The organism is Actinoplanes sp. CA-051413 (assembly GCF_050955795.1).
Lineage (GTDB): Bacteria > Actinomycetota > Actinomycetes > Mycobacteriales > Micromonosporaceae > Actinoplanes.
In genome coordinates this window covers 8297078-8314129 of sequence record NZ_CP192100.1, presented here as the reverse complement: position 1 = coordinate 8314129, position 17052 = coordinate 8297078, and the positions used below count along the sequence as shown (strand labels likewise).

The window sequence follows — 17052 nt, the reverse complement described above, 5'->3', positions numbered from 1 at the left end:
TGCCAACTCCATCTGCGAAGGTCGCACGACTGATCGGTGCGCCTATCGGATCGGCGACTCAGCTGATTCGCCGGAGGTGGCTCCGACAGGTGTCGACGAGTGCAGGCGGCCACCGGCGAGTAGCCGGCCGGGACAGCGGCTGGAACGCGCCGGCACTGCCGTCCGCGATGCGGCGAACGGCAGTGCCCGGCGCCGGCGATCAGAAGTCGTCGTCGAAGCTCACGGACCCGCTGATGCCGACCTGATAAGCCGACACCCGGCGCTCGAAGAAGTTCGACAGCTCCTGCACGTCCTGCAGTTCCATGAAGGCGAACGGGTTCTGCGAGCCGTAGACCGCGGCGATGCCGAGCTGCGCCAGCCGACGGTCCGCCACGTGCTGCAGGTATTCGCGCATGTCGGCAAGCGACATGCCGGAGACACCCTGTTCCAGCAGATCCGCCGCAAACTGCACCTCACACTCGACGGCCTCCGCCAGCATGTCGCGAACCTGTTGCTCCATCTTCTCGTCGAAGAGATCCGGCTCCTCCGCGCGCACCTGCTCGACCACGTCGAAGGCGAAGGCCATGTGCATCGACTCGTCGCGGAAGACCCAGTTCGTACCCGAAGCGAGGCCGTGCAGCAGCCCGCGCGACCGCAGGTAGTAGACGTAGGCGAAAGCGCCGTAGAAGAACAGGCCCTCGATGCACGCGGCGAAGCAGATGACGTTGAGCAGGAACGCCCGCCGGTCGTCCTTGGTCCGCAGCTCCCGCAGTTCGAAGACCGAGTCGATCCACCGGAAGCAGAATTCGGCCTTGCGGGCGATCGACGGGATCTTCTCCACCGCGTCGAAGGCCGCCGCCCGCTCCGCGTCGTCGGGCACGTAGGTGTCCAGCAGGTTCAGATAGAACTGCACATGCACGGCCTCCTCGAAGAGCTGCCGCGACAGATAGAGCCGTCCTTCCGGCGAGTTGACGTGCTGGTAGAGGTTCAGCACCAGGTTGTTCGCGACGATCGTGTCGCCCGTGGCGAAGAAGGCGACCAGGCGGCTGACCAGGTGCTGCTCCGCGGGCGACAGCTTGGCCAGGTCGGCGAGGTCGGTGTGCAGGTCGACCTCCTCGACGGTCCAGGTGTTCTTGATCGCGTCCTTGAAACGGTCGAAGAAATGCGGGTACTTCATCGGCCGCAGGGTCAGGTCCATTCCGGGATCCAGCAACATCTACTGACACGCCTCACACGACTCGGGGTTCTCCAGGGAGCAGGCCACGGCCTCGTCATCGCCGACCGGCGACGGCGTGGTCGGCGCGACGGCCACGGTCGCCTGCTGGATGCGCGTCGCAGGCCGCGAACGCAGGTAGTACGTGGTCTTCAAGCCGGCCTTCCACGCGTAGAGGTACATCGACGACACCTTGCCGATGGTCGGCGCGCTCAAGAAGAGGTTCAGCGACTGCGACTGGTCCACGTACGGCGCCCGGGCCGCGGCCACATCGATGAGCGCCTTCTGCGGCAGTTCCCACGCCGTGCGAAAGAGCTCCCGGACGTCGGCAGGCAGGGCGGAGATGCCCTGCACCGAGCCCTCGGCGCGCTTGATCTGCTCGCGGACGGCTGCGGTCCAGAGGTTGCGCGCCTTCAGCTCCCGTACCAGATAGGTGTTGATCTGCAGGAACTCGCCGCTCAGCGTCTCGCGTTTGAAGAGGTTGCTGACCTGCGGCTCGATGCACTCATAGCAGCCGGCAATGGAGGCGATCGTCGCCGTCGGCGCGATCGCGATCAGCAGCGAGTTCCGCAGCCCGGTGACCGCGATCCGCTGCCGCACCGCCGCCCACCGGGCGGTCTGCATCGGCGTCACACCCCAGAGATCTGGCTGCAGGTCACCTTTGGCCGCTCTGGTCTGCGGGTACGCGGGGTGGGCGCCCGACTGTTCAGCAAGTTCGGCCGAGCTCTCCAGCGCGGTCAGGTAGATCTCCTCGGCGACCCGCGTGCTCAGCTCCTGCGCCGCAGCAGAGTCGAAGGGCAGCCTCAGCGCGAAGAACGCGTCCTGCAAGCCCATCAGCCCGAGCCCGACCGGACGCCACCGAGGGTTACTGGCCGCGGCCTCGGCGCTCGGGTAGTAGTTGATGTCGATGACGCGGTCCAGGAAGACGACCGCCGTCCGCACCGTCGCCCGCAGCTTCTCCCAGTCCACGTCGTCGCCGCTCAGATGCCCGGCGAGGTTGATCGAGCCGAGATTGCAGACGGCCGTCTCGTCGTCCGAGCTGACTTCCAGGATCTCCGTGCACAGATTCGACAGGTGAATCGTGTTGCCCGGGACGCCGGTCTGATTGCTCAGCCGGTTCGACGGATCCTTGAAGGTCATCCAGCCGTTGCCGGTCTGCGCCAAGGTGCGCATCATCCGGCCGTACAGATCGCGCGCCTTGACCTGACGCACGACGGACCCGGCGGCCTCCGCGGCCCGATAGGTCGCGTCAAAGTCGGCACCCCAGAGATCAGGCAGCGACGGTACGGCCGACGGATCGATCAGCGACCACATCTCGTCGGCCTCGACCCGGCGCATGAACTCGTCGGGGATCCAGTTGGCCAGGTTCAGGTTGTGCGTCCGGCGGGCGTCCTCGCCGGTGTTGTCGCGCAGCTCCAGGAATTCCTCGATGTCCGGGTGCCACGGCTCGAGGTAGACACAGGCTGCGCCCTTGCGCCGGCCGCCCTGATTGACGGCGGCCACGCTGGCGTCGAGCGTGCGCAGGAACGGCACGATGCCGTTGGACTGTCCGTTCGTGCCGCGGATCAGCGCGCCGCGCCCGCGGATCCGCGACCAGGAGATGCCGATGCCGCCGGCGAACTTCGAGAGCCGCGCCACCTGCTGATACCGCTCGTAGATCGAGTCCAGCTCGTCCTTCGGCGAGTCGACCAGGAAGCACGACGACATCTGGGTGTGCCGGGTGCCGGAGTTGAAGAGCGTCGGCGAGCTCGGCAGGTAGGCCAGCGACGACATCAGCCGGTAGAACCCGATCGCCTCACCGGCGTTGGTCGACAGGCCGCAGGCGACCCGCAGCAGCCAGTACTGCGGCGTCTCCATGACCAGCCGCGACTGCGGATGACGCAGCAGGTAACGGTCGGCGACGGTCCGCAACCCGAAGTACTCGAAGCGCAGATCGCCGGCCGGGTCCACGGCATCGTCGAGCTTGCGGGCGTTCTTGGCCACGAAGGCAGCCGTCGCGTCGCCGATCAGCCCCTCCGCGTGGCCGTGCGCGATGGCCTGGCTGAAGCTCGCGATGCCCTGCCCGCGCACCTCCTTGTCGATGAAGGCCGCCAGCAGCCGGGCCGCCAGTCGCGAGTATTGCGGCTCCTCGCCGATCAGCTCTGCGGCCGTCTGGATCGACAGCTTGTCCAGTTCCGCGGTGGTCGCGCCGTCGTAGAGCCCGCTGATGGTCTTGGTCGCCACCCGCAGCGGATCCACTTCGTCCAGGTCGGCGACCCAGCGCTCGACCGCCCGCACGATCTTGTTGACGTCGACCGACTCGGTCTCACCATTGCGCTTGCGCACCTGCATCGCGTGCCGGCGTTGCTCCGGCACGGCCGGATCGTACGCAGTCTTGTCCTGCGTGACCGTCATGAACTCTCTCTCCTCGCGAGCCCGTTGGCGGAACGGTCTTCGGGCGCGCAGGAGGACGCCGGTGGACGCGGCTGTGCGCGTACACCTGAAGTGGCGTCGGCCGTCCCACGCGGCCTCGGACCGCCGCACGCGAAAGCGTGCGGCGCGCTGGCAGGTCTTCGGACTCGCGGGCCTGACCGTTGCCGGTCGCCTAATGGCCGTCGCTTCCCGGGCCCGGGCCCAGTGCTTGATGACGGCGGTCGTTCCCGCTCACCGCTGCGGGGGCAGTCCCGGTCTTCCACCGGGTTCCCTCTTGCCTCGCGCCGTCCTGGAGGGACGGGCGAACCAGCTGCGGGCAACACCATATCTAGGTGCGACAGCCGATGTACAACACCATATGTCGTGTCGGCGTGTCGGATCATGCCCGATCAGGTGGGCCTGCGCGCGTGGACCGGACGCGACGGGGTAGAACGTGTGCATGGCTACGACGCAAGCCCCGCCCGGTGCGCAGGAATTCATCCCCGCCGACGCGAAGAGCCTCGACGAACTCAAAGCGGCGGCGCCCGGCTGCCGCGGATGCGAGCTCTACGAGAACGCCACCCAGGTGGTCTTCGGCCGCGGCGCCGAACATGCCCGGCTGGTGCTGGTGGGGGAGCAGCCTGGCGACATCGAGGACCAGCAGGGCCTGCCCTTCGTGGGCCCGGCCGGCCGGCTCCTCCGCGACGCGGTGGGCGACGCGGGCATCGACCCGTCGATCATCTACCTGACCAACACCGTGAAGCACTTCCGCTTCGAGCTGCGAGGCAAGCGGCGCATCCACCAGACTCCGGGCCCGGCGCACATCACGGCCTGCCGGCCGTGGCTGGTCGCCGAGTTCTCGCAGCTGAAGCCGGATCTGGTGGTGGCGCTCGGGGCCACCGCGGCCAAGGCCCTGTTCGGACCGTCGTTCCGGGTCACCAGGTCACGCGGCGAGCTGCTGCCCTGGCCGGCGTCGGCGCAGCGCCCGCAGGACTTCCCGGTCGCCGAGTCGCGTGCCCTGGCCACGATCCACCCGTCTGCGGTGCTGCGGGCCGACGACCGGGACGCCGCCTACAACGGCCTGGTCGACGACCTCAAGGTCGCGGCGACAGTCCTGGGCTGACCGGTACGCGCAACGACACGTTCACGTTCTCCTTGCGCCGCACGAAGCCGATCGCCGCGAACAAGTGGTTCGCTGCAGTGTTGGCTGCCATGGTGTGCAGGAACGGTCGGTCGCCCCGCTCATAGATTTCGGCTGCGACGGCGAGCACCAGTCGTGCCGCGAGGCCGCGACCGCGATAGCCGGGATCGGTGCAGACCGCGCTGATCTCACTCCAGCCCGGCGGCCGGATCCGCTCGCCGGCCATCGCCAACAGCGCGCCGCCGTGTCGGATGCCGAGGTAAGTGCCCAGCTCAATCGTGCGCGGCCGGAACGGGCCCGGTCCGGTCCGGCGCACAAGATCGATCATCTCGGGGACGTCGGTCGCGGTCAGCGCGACGGCCTCCGGATCCGTTACGGCCCGCACGGTTGCATCTACCAGTTGCCGCGTGGCGCTGGTGCCTCGGACCTCCCAGCCCAGGTCGCGCGGCGGATTCGCTGTGATCGACAACTCGGTGCCGGGGCCGGCCAGCACTGCCAGGTCGTTCCAGCATCGAGGATCGGCGGGGTCCTCGAGAGCGAAGAACGGCGCCACGTCGGGGTGGTAGCGAGCGGCCCGGCCGACGATGCCGGCGAACCGCGCGTGCGGGCCGGTGAGTGCGGCCCAGCTCGGCCGGTCGAGAACGTCCACTGTCACCAGCACATAGTGATGTGTGTCTCAGCGTGCCGTCGAGCGGGACCGCCGAGACCCCGCAGGTACGCTTTTCCCGTGCGGTTGACAGAATTCTGGGGGCGCCTCGAACAGGCCTTCGGCTCGGCTTACGCGCGGAGTCTCGCCGCGGATCAGAGTTTTGCGGCGCTCGACGGGCGCACCATTAACGAATCCATAGCTCAGGGTGTTGAGACGGTTACTATCTGGCGTGCGGTGGTTTCCGCGTACCCCGATCGGGTGCCTGCCAGGCTGCGCTGACCCCTTTTTTAGTACGCTTGTTCTGGCGTGTCGCTCGTAGTCGTACACCTGTTCGGCTATTGTCCTCAGCGGCGTGGTCATCCACAGGACACGGCCGGGCACCGGTTTTTGTCAGACCCTAGGTCTAGCGTGACCCGCGTGATGAACAGAAGCTCTTCGGCGAAGGCGCCCGGAAAGTCGAATACAGGGGTGGCGGACATGGTGGCAGGACCTGATCGGGACAAGGCGCTCGATCTTGCTCTCGCGCAGATCGACAAGCAGTTCGGCAAGGGCTCGGTGATGCGCCTCGGGGAGCGGCCGGTCGTCCAGATGGCCGTCATCCCCACCGGCTCCATCGCGCTCGACATCGCGCTCGGCGTCGGCGGTCTGCCGCGCGGCCGCGTCGTCGAGGTCTACGGACCGGAGTCCAGCGGTAAGACGACGGTGGCTCTGCACGCGGTGGCCAACGCCCAGCGCGGCGGCGGCATCGCGGCATTCATCGACGCGGAGCACGCGCTCGACCCGGAATACGCCCGCAACCTCGGCGTCGACACCGACGCGCTGCTGGTGTCCCAGCCCGACACCGGTGAGCAGGCGCTCGAGATCGCGGACATGCTGATCCGCTCCGGCGCGCTCGACATCATCGTCATCGACTCGGTGGCCGCGCTCGTGCCGCGCGCCGAGATCGAGGGCGAGATGGGCGACAGCCACGTGGGTCTGCAGGCCCGCCTGATGAGCCAGGCGCTCCGCAAGATCACCGGTATCCTCAACAACTCCGGCACGACCGCGATCTTCATCAACCAGCTCCGCGAGAAGATCGGCGTCATGTTCGGCTCGCCCGAGACCACGACCGGTGGCCGGGCCCTGAAGTTCTACTCGTCGGTGCGCCTCGACGTGCGCCGCATCGAGAGCCTCAAGGACGGCACGGACGTGGTGGGCAACCGCACCCGCGTCAAGGTCGTGAAGAACAAGGTCGCCGCGCCGTTCAAGCAGGCCGAGTTCGACATCATGTACGGCAAGGGCATCTCCCGCGAGGGCTCGCTGATCGACGTCGGCGTCGAGCAGAGCATCGTGCGAAAGTCTGGCGCCTGGTACACGTACGACGGTGACCAGCTGGGCCAGGGCAAGGAGAAGGCGCGCGAGTTCCTGAAGGAGAACCCGGACGTCGCGGCCGAGATCGAGAAGAAGATTCTGGAGAAGCTCGGCGTCGGCCAGACCACCGGCGACGCCGCCGGCGGCCCGGAGCTGCCCCCGGTCGACTTCTGACCGATGCGAACGCCGCCACAGTTCGCCGAACCCGGCCCGCGAGGGCCGGGTTCACCCCTCAACCCGAACACCGCCGCGGCAGATGAGCTGGATGCAGTCGCCGCCGGTGGGCCGAACGCCGGCGGACCGGATGCAGTCGCGGCCGGCGGACCGAATGCAGGTGGGGCCGGCGGACCGGATGCAGGCGGTCGACTTGACGCTGGCGGACGCGGCGCAGGCATGGCCGGTCGGCTGGTCGTTGAGGCTGAGGCGGTCGCAGGTCTGGCCGGTGGTGCCCGGTTTCTGATGCTGGCGGATCGGATGCCGGTGCGGTCCGTGGGCTTGTCGCGGGCGGACCTGACGCGGGGTGTAGGCCGTCGACTCGATGCAGGCCGACCTGGCGTGGGTGCGGCCCGGCGACTTGAGGCTGGCGGACCTGGCGTGGGTGCGGCCCGGCGACTTGAGGCTGGCCGACCTGACGCCGGACCTGGCCAAGGACGGCGGGTTGCTCGTGGGCGGTAAATCTCAAGCGGGCCGAAGAGCAGCGGCTGACCGGGCGGACAGCCCGGATCATCGCGCGATGATGACCTCGCCACAGATGGATGCTGGTCTGGCTTCCAGCGTTCGCGCTGGTGCGTCGGCCGATGCCAAGCGAGCAGCAGGTCGACGTCCGTGACGATGTCCTCACGGATGCCGCGTCCGATGTCAGGGCGAGTTCCTGGCCGCGTGTGGTCGTCTGCGCGCGAGCCGGATACCAAGTTTGTGGCGGAGCGGAGCTGAGGTATGGCCGGTCGACGTGGTGCGAGGTCCGGGCGCGGTTGGGACGCGATCCCGCCGCGGCCCGCGCAGGACGATTCGTCCGGCGGCGAGCTCGGGTCTGAGGATCCGGAACGCGGCACAGCCGGGAATCGGCGCCGCCGCGGCTCGTCCGGTGGTTCTTCGTCCGGCGCTTTCGGTTCCTCCGGGAGTCGTGCGTTCGGCAGCGGTAATCGCTCCGGGGCCGGCGGCGGGCGTTCCGGAAGTGGTGACGGTGGCCGTGCCGGGAAGGACGCTTCCGAGCGTCCTCCTGAGCCTCCGCGGAGCGAGTCCGAGGTGGCCCGCGACATCTGTCTCCGGCAACTCGCAGTGCGGCCGCGCACGCGGGCCGAGCTGGCGAAGACGCTGGCCCGCAAGGAGATCTCCGAAGAGGTGATCGCCGAGGTCCTCGACCGTTACGACGAGGTCGGGATCATCGACGACGCCGCGTTCGCGCGGATGTGGGTGTCGACCCGGCACCAGGGTCGGGGCCTGGCCCGCCGGGCGTTGGCCAACGAACTGCGCCAGCACGGCGTCGAGTCCGAAGTGGCCACCGAAGCCCTTGAAACGCTGGACGACGAGGCCGAGGCGACCACAGCGCGCGCCCTGGTCGACCGCAAGCTGCGTTCGGCGAGGGGCACGCCTGATCAGGTGTTCCGCCGGCTCGTGGGCATGCTGGCCCGCAAAGGTTATCCGGCCGGCGTAGCCATCCAGGCGGTCAAGGAAGCACTTGCCGCGCGTGACGAGGAAGCCGCTGAATTCGCCGACCAGATCGACGCGGACGCTCTCGCGGACGAAGCCACCGACACTCTGTCCTGAGTCCTTACTAAAGGCACGCTCAATTGTTATCGCGATGAGACCACCCGGGACTTGTCAACCGTGGGCCAAGCGTCGCGCTAAACGCAAGTAATGGTGGCTGGGTCGCCGCGCTAGTCACGAAAGTAATCGTGTAGTAACCGTGTGCTGTTCACGCGATCCTTCGTCGGAGTCGCCACCTTGCTGTGCCTGTCAGGTTTCGGCGGCGAGGCGGGCTAGGCGCTGGAGGAGTCGAGCGCGCCAGGATTTCGGCTCGTCAAGCACGTGATCAGCATCGACGCGTCAATTCGCCGTGCCGGTCAGGTGGGCACTCGTATGGTGACCGATCACATTGGTGGTGCTTGCTTGATGCGCACGGTGGCCAGCGAATTGGGCAGCTCTCTCGGCGCTCAGGGGAATACCCGATCGGCGAGGTGTCCGACTTCTGTCATATTGTCAACCGTGGATAGAAGTCGGGCCATGATCGCCGGTAAGTTACAGCCCGGACTACGGGGACCGGTGTCCATTGCGGATGGTGGTCCTCCACAGTACGGGGAGGAAAATGAAGACGAATCGACTCGCACGCCATCGCGGCGTGCGTGCTGCGGCTCGACTGGGCGTCATCATCGGCGCCGTTGGTGTGGCCGCCCTCGCGGGCGCCAACGCTGCCAATGCCTCGACCATCACGGACTCCATGCGGGGCGTCGTCGTGCTCACCGAGCCGGCCGCCGCGGGGGACGATGACAAGGCCACCAAGGCGGAAGAGGACCCGCCGGGCGGCGGCGGTGGCGGCGAGGAGCCGGGTGGCGAGCCCGGTGGCGAAGACCCGGGTGGCGAGCCCGGCGGTGAGGACCCGGGCGGTGAAGATCCGGGTGGCGAGGACCCAGGTGGCGAGGACCCGGGCGGTGAAGATCCGGGTGGCGAGGACCCAGGTGGCGAAGATCCAGGCGGTGAAGACCCGGGTGGCGAGGACCCGGGCGGTGAAGATCCCGGTGGCGAGCAGCCTGGTGGCGGTGGCTCCGGTCCTACCGACCCGACCACTCCGCCCGACTCTGGCACCGGTGGCGGCTCAGGCTCCGACGACGACGAATCCGACGGCGGCTCCGGCAACGGCGGTTCCGGCAACGGTGGCAACAACGGCGACTCCAACACCGCGGGTGGCGGAGGCGGCTCCAACTCCGGCGGCGGTGGCCTCCCGGTGACCGGTATCAACGTCATCGGCATCGCGGGCCTCGGCGCCGCGATCGCCGCCGGCGGTGTCGGCCTCGTCCTCGTGACGCGGCGCCGGCGCCCCGAAGGCGCGGACGCCTGATCCAGCCGGCATCCGAGTGCCCGGTCCTGACCGGCCGGGCACTCGCGCCACCTTCGATCGACGCCCGGCAGTGGGAGTCGCCGAGGTCAGCGGGGCCAACGGCATCGTCGTGGTGGCCGCGCCGTCAACGTGTCGCGCTGATCGAAGAGGCCTGCGTTGGTCCGGCGATAAGAAGCCGGGCACTGGCGGACCTTCGTCAACGAGTCGCACTGATCGGAGAGGCTTGGGCCGCGCAGGCGATTGAGGCTCGGCACTCGCGGCAGCTTCGTGAAGGTGTCGCGCTGATCGCAGGACCGCCGCGGTACCCAGCATCTGTAAGACGATGGACCCGCAGCCCAGCCAGGCTGCGGGTCCATCGTTGTAGATGGATCTTCCGGGGCGTCGGCGATGGCCGCGGACTGGTAATCTGCTGCGTCGTGACAGACGACTCCCACCCTGCTCGGCGCGGTGGCGGCCCGCTTCGCGAGGACGCCGACGCGACGGCTCAGGTCGTCCAGCACTCCGGCCCCGCCGACTCCGCGAAGCCATTCGTTCCCGGGTCGCCCGCCGGCACGGAAATCCCTGCTCAGCCCGCTGGCCCGGTGCACCAGCACAGTCCGGCGCAGGCTCACCAGTCCGCGACGCCGCCGACCTCTCCGCAAGGCGCCCACCCCGGCGGAGACCAGACTCCGATCACTCACCCGGTCGCTTCGAGCTCCACCGGTGGAGCCGCGATGCCCACGCCTGCAAATGGGGTCACAAGCGGCGCATCGCCCATTCAGAGCGGCGGAGCGGGGGGCTATGGCCCATTTCACGGCGGCACCGAGCCGGTGAGCGGTGCCTACGGCCAGCAGGGTTTCGGAGCGGATCCTGTCTACGGGGACCCGAGGGCCAATCCGGCCGCCGTCAGTAACCCGGCCTTCGTAGCGGGAACGCCCCCCTTCGCCGCGACACCGAGCGCCCCAGGCGAAGACCAGCCCTACGGCGCCGCGCCCACCTCAGGCGCTGCCCCGGGCCAGATCTACAGCGCGATGCCGACCTCAGGGGCCGGCCCAACGTCGGGCCAAGACCAAACCTACGGCACCGCGCCGATTTCAGGAGCCACCCCAATCTCGGGTGCCGACCCCGCCTATGGCGCTGCGCCGATCTCAAGAGCCGGCCCGATCTCAGCCACCGACCCCGCCTACGGCACCGCCCCCACCTCAGGCGCAGTCCCGGGCCAGACCTACAGCGCGATGCCGACCTCAGGAGCCGGCCCGACGTCGAGCCAGGACCAGCCCTATGGCGCCGCGCCGATCTCAGGTGCCGTCCCAATCTCGGCCGCCGACCCGGCCTACGGCGCCGCCCCCACCTCAGGCGCAGCCCCAAGCCACCCCTACGGCGCCACCCCAACATCAGGCGCAGGACCAACCCCGGCCTACGGCCTGACACCAACCTCCGGAGGCCCAGGCCCAGGCCCAACCTCCAGCCCCCCAAGCTGGTCCGCCACCGACCCCACCTCTGGCCCCACCCCGGACCCGTACGGCTTCTCGGTCTCTCCCTCTTACAACCCCGGCCCCCGCATCGAACCAACCCCCAAGCAACCCAAAAGCCGCCTCCTCCTCCCAGCCCTGGCCGGCCTCCTGACCGGCCTGGTGATCTTCGGCACCGGCGGCTGGTTCCTGGGCCGGTCCACCGCCGACCCCGCCACCCCAGCTCCCACCCAATCCACACCAGCTCAGACCGGACCCGCAGCAGTCCTGCCGCCGTACGAGCAGAACCAGGTGACGATCAACCAGCCGAAGTTCGCCGGCCCGCTCGCCCCCGTCGCTCAGGGCTGGCTTCCTCACCTCTCCGGCTGCCAGCGCAACGGGGAGAAGGACGGCCCCGTGCTCAACAAGGGGGAGAAGGCCCGGGTCCGCTGCGAGATGGACGCCATGAGTGTGATCTTCGTGGAGTACGCCACCATCGCCGACCGGGACAAGGCCCGGGTCAAGACCCTCGGGCAGAACGTCGATGCGCGAACCCTCACGCCCGGTGCCGGCGGCGCCGCGGTTGAGCGGGCCACTCCGTCCGGTCGTAGCAACGGCAACTACGTGGAGTACGCGTACCAGGCCTCGGGCAAGACCGTCGCCGGCATCTGGTGGGACGACTCCGCCACTCCGGTGGCTGCCTACCTGCTTGCTTACTGGAAGGAAGGGACCGGCGAGAAGTGGGAGCCGATGCGCGACGTCTGGGCCCGCTACGCCTGAATTGCCCCCCAACGTACTTGAGCAGGGCGTGAGCGGGTCTGTGCCGTACGTCCCATCCGCTGCCGAATCATGAGTCCTTGACCGAAGCGGCACTCGCGACCTAGCCTCGCGTTACACAAGGTTTGCTCGACCATCGCAGGCTAAGCGCACAACATAGATCGCATTACATTACGGCATCACTTGAGGCGCAGGGCGCCGTCGATGCCTCCGCCGCCCGCAGACCGCGCGGGCGGGGGCCAGTCATACCCGCGGTCGGTCCTCGACGCCAACGTGTGGCGCCGTCGGCTGGCCACGCCTGCGGTCAGTCGCCTTGGTCGGGCATTCCCTCAGGCAGCCGACGCAGTGATGCGGCGCGGCGAAGGGAGACTCGGCGAGATGACCGCCCTGGAGTGGGTACTCGTAGTGGCGATCGTCGTTCTCGCCGCCTTCGTGGTGGTCGGCCTGGTCCTGGGCGCCAGGGCGCTGCGTCAGCTGCAGGAGAGCAAGACCGCCGACCGGGAGAGCCGCGAGCAGACCCTCGACGCCGCCAAAGCCAAGGTCGACGACGCGAACGCCAAGGCTGCGTCCGTACGGGCGGAAGCCGCCGCCGCCAAAGCCGAAGCCACCTCCGCGCGGGCCGAGGCCCGCCGGGTCCTCGAGGCCGCCCACGAGGAAGCCGACACGATCCTCGAGCACGCGCACCGCCAGGCCGAGTCCGACGCGGAGCAGGTCCGCACGGCGGCCCGGCGCAGCGGCGAACGCGAGGTCGCCCTGCTCAACGCGACCGCCAAGGAGCACGCCGCCGAGGTCGAGCGCCGCGCGGCCCGGATCGACGAGCGCGAGCGGCTGCACGCCGAAGAGGTGGAACGCCTGGTCGAGCGGGAGCGCCGGCTCGCCGCGATGGACGCCGACCTGTCCGCCCGCGAGGCCGCGCTGTCCGCCCGCGAGGCCGAGCTGACCATCGCCGAGGAGGGCCGCCGCAAGGAGCTCGAGCGGGTCGCGGGCCTGACCGCCGACGCCGCCCGCGCCGAACTGATCGACACCCTCGAAGGCCAGGCCAAGCGCGAGGCCGCGATCCTGATCCGGGACATCGAGAGTGAGGCGAAGCACACCGCCGACACCCGGGCCCGGCACATCGTGGTCGACGCCATCCAGCGGATCGCCAGCGAGCAGACCGCGGAGAGCGTGGTCAGCGTCCTGCACCTGCCCAGCGACGAGATGAAGGGCCGGATCATCGGCCGCGAGGGCCGCAACATCCGGGCCTTCGAGTCGACGACGGGCGTCAACCTGATCATCGACGACACCCCGGAGGCGGTGCTGCTCTCCTGCTTCGACCCGGTGCGCCGCGAGGTCGGCCGGCTCACGCTGGAGAAGCTGGTCCTCGACGGGCGGATCCACCCGCACCGCATCGAGGAGGTCTTCGACAGCGCCAAGAACGAGGTCGACCGGCTCTGCGAGCGCGCGGCCGAGGAAGCCCTGGTCGACGTCGGCATCACCGACCTGCACCCCGAGCTCGCGACGCTGCTGGGCCGGCTGCGCTACCGCACCAGCTACGGCCAGAATGTGCTCAAGCACTTGGTCGAGACCGCGCACATCGCCGGCATCATGGCCGCCGAGCTGGGCCTGGACGTTCCCACGATCAAACGGTCGGCGTTCCTGCACGACATCGGCAAGGCCCTGACCCACGAGGTGGAGGGCAGCCACGCGCTGATCGGCGCGGACCTGGCCCGCAAGTACGGCGAGTCCGAGGACGTCGTGCACGCCATCGAGGCCCACCACAACGAGGTCCAGCCGCAGACCATCGAGGCCGTGCTGACCCAGGCCGCGGACGCCTGCTCCGGCGGCCGGCCGGGCGCGCGCCGGGAGAGCCTCGAGGCCTACGTCAAGCGGCTGGAGCGGATCGAGGAGATCGCGGCCGGCAAGGTCGGCGTCGACAAGGTCTTCGCGATGCAGGCGGGCCGCGAGATCCGCGTCATGGTCCGGCCCGAGGACGTGGACGACATCGGCGCGGCGGTCCTGGCCCGCGACGTCGCCAAGCAGATCGAGGAAGAGCTCACCTACCCCGGCCAGATCCGGGTGACGGTCGTCCGCGAGTCGAGGGTTACGGAGCTTGCCCGCTAAAGGCCAGGTCCAAGAACAAGATCAAGGTCATGTCGTGCCTGGTTGCATGGCACTGGACGTCGCTCCCGCCGAGTCCGGGCGAGGCTGACCATTCGCCTGGCGGCTCATGAGCGGCCATCCTCACCCTGCCAGCTGATTGCATGGCCGAAACCCGATGGGCTCAAGGGCTGGTTGCGTGGCCGAACCTCGACGGGCTCAGGGTCTGCTGGCCGATCACAGCGAGTAGCCGCAACTGGTCCACGGCCGGACTGCCCGGTGGCGCGGTGAAGAACTGGAGGCGTTGGCGCCCGTCCTCGCTGAACAGGTTCTGGCAGTTGATGTCCAGCACACCCAGCTCCGCGTGGTTGATGCGTTTGCGCTCGCCACGCCGTACCGCGACATCGCCTGTCTCCCAGAGGGCGACGAACTCCGGGCCGGTCCGGTGCAGGCGGGTGACCAGGTCCCGGGCCTCGGGGTCAGGCCCGCGCCGGGCGACTGCCGCGCGCAGGTCGCTGACCAGCACCTTCGAGTGATGCGGGTGGTCGGCCGCCGGATAGATCGACCTGCTGGCCGGCGAGGCGAACCAGCGGTGCAGGTAGTCGCGCACCGGTGGACCCAGCAGTGCCTCGGCCGGCCTGTTCTGCACCACCGTCTCGTGCAGGTCGGTCATGATCCGGGCGGGCGTGCTGCCGAGCTGGTCCAGCAGGGTCAGCAGCGCCGGCGGCACGTGCGCGGCCGTGCCGGGGGCCACCGGGAGCGCACGCCCGGCGAGCAGGAACAGGTGGTCGCGTTCGTCGGCGTCCAGGCGCAGCGCCCGGGCCAGAGCCGCCAGCATCTGCGCCGACGGCTGGGCGCCGCGGCCGCGTTCCAGCTCGGTGTAGTACTCCACCGACGCTCCGGCCAGCTGGGCGACCTCGTCGCGGCGCAGGCCCGGCACCCGGCGGCGCGGCCCGGACGGCAGGCCCGCCTCCGCGGGGGTGATCCGGGCCCGCCGTGATCGCAGGAAGACGCCCAGCTCAGAGAGGTTCACCCGGCCAGTGTCGCCGGTGCGGGCCGGCGCATCCAGGGGTTGACGTCCCCTGGCTGACCGCCCGGCCGGGCGCCACGCTGGTGCCGGGTCAGCGGACGCCGGCCCGATCATCACCACGATGCGGAGACGACATGCCGTTCGCGAATCTGAAGGTGCCCGCCGGGCTGCTCTCGAACGAGCAGAAGGAGGTCCTCGTGCACCGGGTCACCGACCTGTACGCCGAGACGTTCGGCGACGCCGTACGGGACAACACCATGGTGCTCGTCGACGAGGTCGCCGACGGCGGCTGGGGCATCCGGGGTGAGGTCCTCACCCTGGCCAAGCTGCAGCAGGGCGGCTGAACGGTTGCCGGCGCCCGGGGTTGCCCGGGCGCCGGATCACCGCTCTCAGGCTCCGCCCGCGTCGCCGGCCTGCACCGCCGCGGCCGGCACCGGCCCGATGGTCACCTTCGGGGCCTTGCCCTGGCGCCGGGTCCGGCGTTCCAGCCAGCCCGCGAAGGCGGTCAGGGACGCGTTCACCGCGATGTAGATGATCGCCGCGACGATCGCCGCCGCCACGATGTTGCCGAAGTTGGCCGCCAGCGTGTTGACGCCGTCCTGCAGCAGCTCGGAGTAGCCGATGATGTAGCCCAGCGCCGTGTCCTTGACCAGGACCACGAGCTGGCTGACGATCACCGGGAGCATCGCCCGGGCCGCCTGCGGCACCAGGATCTCGCGCATCACCTGGCTCTTGCGCATGCCGATCGCGTAGCCGGCCTCGCTCTGCCCGCGGGGCACCGACTTGATGCCGGCGCGGAATGCCTCGGCCAGCACCGAGCCGTTGTAGAGCGTAAGGCCGATGACCACGGCCCAGAACGGGTCCATCGGTGCCTCGGTGATGAACGGGACGCCGTAGAAGATGAAGAACATCAGCAGCAGCAGCGGTACGGCGCGGAAGAACTCCACGACCACGCCGGACGGCACGCTGAGCCACCAGTGGTCGGAGAGCCGCCCGACCGAGAAGACGATGCCGAAGATCAGGGACAGCACCATCGCCACGGCGGCTGCGCTCAGCGTCGCCCACAGGCCCGGCAGAATGTAGTCGGTCCAGGTCGACGACTCGGTGAACGGCTCCCACAGCGCCGCCGCCCACTGGCCCTTCTCGTCGAACTTGCGGTAGATCCAGTACAGCAGGGCCAGCCCGGCGAGAGCGAAGATCCCGGTCAGGACGGCGTTACGGACCTTGGCCCTGGGCCCCGGGTGGTCGTAGAGAACAGCGTCAGCACTCATCGCTTCACCGCCAGCCGGTTGGCCAGCCAGCCGAAGGCGTAGCCGGTGGGGATCAGGACCAGGGCGAAGGTGCCGGCGAAGACCAGGAAGATCGCGATGACCGCGTCGCCGTTGGCGTTGATCAGTTCCTTCATCGCGTTCGAGGACTCGGCCAGGCCGATCGTGCCGACGATGGTCGAGTTCTTGGCCAGGGCGATGAAGATGCTGCCCAGCGGCGCGACCACCGCGCGGCCGGCCTGCGGCAGGATCACCATCGTCAGGGTCTGGAAGAACGACATGCCGATCGCCCGGGCGGCCTCGGCCTGCCCGGCGGGGACCGTGTTGATGCCGGAGCGGATCGCTTCGCACACGAACGCGGCGGTGTAGACCGACAGCCCGATCACGCCGAGCCAGTAGTTGTTGAGGTCGATGTCGTCGGCCAGGGACAGGCCCAGGGTCGAGAACAGACCGAAGTAGCAGAAGAACACGATCAGCGTCAGCGGCGTGTTCCGGAACGTGTTGACCCACAGGGTGCCGAAGCCGCGCAGGACCGGCACCGGCGAGACGCGCATCGCGGCGAGCACCACGCCGAGCACGAGCGCGCCCACGGTGCCGGCGGCGGTCAGTTTCAGGATCCAGAGGAAACCCGTGACGTACACGTCGAAGTTGCTCGGATCGGAGAAGACGTCCATCGTCCTCACTTCCTCA

Annotated in this window: 14 protein-coding genes and 1 riboswitch; of the genes, 8 read left to right on the top strand and 6 right to left on the bottom strand. The window is 69.2% G+C overall.

The features are described from left to right. Positions 1-199: 199 nt before the first annotated feature. Positions 200-1195, bottom strand: a complete 996-nt coding sequence (locus tag ACQP2Y_RS39170) for a ribonucleotide-diphosphate reductase subunit beta (protein WP_433721413.1) — start codon at positions 1193-1195, stop codon at positions 200-202. Next, positions 1196-3586 carry a ribonucleoside-diphosphate reductase subunit alpha gene (locus tag ACQP2Y_RS39165; protein WP_433721412.1) on the bottom strand — a complete coding sequence of 797 codons (2391 nt, stop codon included), beginning with the start codon at positions 3584-3586 and terminating at the stop codon, positions 1196-1198. A 132-nt stretch (positions 3587-3718) separates the two neighbouring features. Next, positions 3719-3930: riboswitch (cobalamin riboswitch) on the bottom strand. A 113-nt stretch (positions 3931-4043) separates the two neighbouring features. Here ACQP2Y_RS39165 and ACQP2Y_RS39160 point away from each other — a divergent pair. Next, entirely contained in the window at positions 4044-4706 is a 663-nt protein-coding gene (locus ACQP2Y_RS39160; RefSeq protein ID WP_433721411.1) for a UdgX family uracil-DNA binding protein, read from the top strand. Here the strand turns inward: ACQP2Y_RS39160 and ACQP2Y_RS39155 are convergent. Continuing rightward, the gene (locus ACQP2Y_RS39155; protein ID WP_433721410.1) at positions 4678-5373 is read right to left on the bottom strand and encodes a GNAT family N-acetyltransferase; all 696 of its coding nucleotides are present in this window, start codon (positions 5371-5373) and stop codon (positions 4678-4680) included. The genes ACQP2Y_RS39160 and ACQP2Y_RS39155 overlap by 29 nt on opposite strands. A gap of 78 nt (positions 5374-5451) precedes the next feature. On the opposite strand from ACQP2Y_RS39155, the gene ACQP2Y_RS39150 reads away from it, so the two are divergent. The 6 genes from ACQP2Y_RS39150 to rny all read left to right on the top strand — a co-directional run bounded on the left by ACQP2Y_RS39150 (position 5452) and on the right by rny (position 14088). Next, entirely contained in the window at positions 5452-5652 is a 201-nt protein-coding gene (locus ACQP2Y_RS39150; RefSeq protein ID WP_433721409.1) for a DUF3046 domain-containing protein, read from the top strand. Between the two features lie 198 nt (positions 5653-5850). Further along, entirely contained in the window at positions 5851-6897 is a 1047-nt protein-coding gene (gene recA, locus ACQP2Y_RS39145) for a recombinase RecA (RefSeq protein ID WP_433721408.1), read from the top strand. 762 nt (positions 6898-7659) lie between these two features. Continuing rightward, the gene (locus tag ACQP2Y_RS39140; RefSeq protein ID WP_433721407.1) at positions 7660-8490 is read left to right on the top strand and encodes a regulatory protein RecX; all 831 of its coding nucleotides are present in this window, start codon (positions 7660-7662) and stop codon (positions 8488-8490) included. A gap of 508 nt (positions 8491-8998) precedes the next feature. Further along, the gene (locus ACQP2Y_RS39135; protein WP_433721406.1) at positions 8999-9778 is read left to right on the top strand and encodes a hypothetical protein; all 780 of its coding nucleotides are present in this window, start codon (positions 8999-9001) and stop codon (positions 9776-9778) included. A gap of 1613 nt (positions 9779-11391) precedes the next feature. Next, positions 11392-11988, top strand: a complete 597-nt coding sequence (locus tag ACQP2Y_RS39130; protein WP_433721405.1) for a hypothetical protein — start codon at positions 11392-11394, stop codon at positions 11986-11988. 375 nt (positions 11989-12363) lie between these two features. Next, positions 12364-14088, top strand: a complete 1725-nt coding sequence (gene rny / locus ACQP2Y_RS39125) for a ribonuclease Y (RefSeq protein ID WP_433721404.1) — start codon at positions 12364-12366, stop codon at positions 14086-14088. Positions 14089-14248: 160 nt separating this feature from the next. Here rny and ACQP2Y_RS39120 read toward each other — a convergent pair whose 3' ends face one another. Next, a complete protein-coding gene (locus ACQP2Y_RS39120; protein ID WP_433721403.1) occupies positions 14249-15097 on the bottom strand; it encodes a helix-turn-helix domain-containing protein in 849 nt (282 codons plus the stop codon). Between the two features lie 131 nt (positions 15098-15228). On the opposite strand from ACQP2Y_RS39120, the gene ACQP2Y_RS39115 reads away from it, so the two are divergent. Then, entirely contained in the window at positions 15229-15438 is a 210-nt protein-coding gene (locus ACQP2Y_RS39115) for a tautomerase family protein (protein WP_360549699.1), read from the top strand. A 45-nt stretch (positions 15439-15483) separates the two neighbouring features. On the opposite strand, the gene ACQP2Y_RS39110 is transcribed toward ACQP2Y_RS39115, so the two are convergent. Together ACQP2Y_RS39110 and ACQP2Y_RS39105 are read right to left on the bottom strand one after the other, a co-directional pair. Further along, entirely contained in the window at positions 15484-16365 is an 882-nt protein-coding gene (locus tag ACQP2Y_RS39110; RefSeq protein WP_433721402.1) for an amino acid ABC transporter permease, read from the bottom strand. Further along, positions 16362-17036 carry an amino acid ABC transporter permease gene (locus tag ACQP2Y_RS39105; RefSeq protein ID WP_360549695.1) on the bottom strand — a complete coding sequence of 225 codons (675 nt, stop codon included), beginning with the start codon at positions 17034-17036 and terminating at the stop codon, positions 16362-16364. The genes ACQP2Y_RS39110 and ACQP2Y_RS39105 overlap by 4 nt, the downstream gene beginning before the upstream one ends. Positions 17037-17052: the final 16 nt, after the last annotated feature.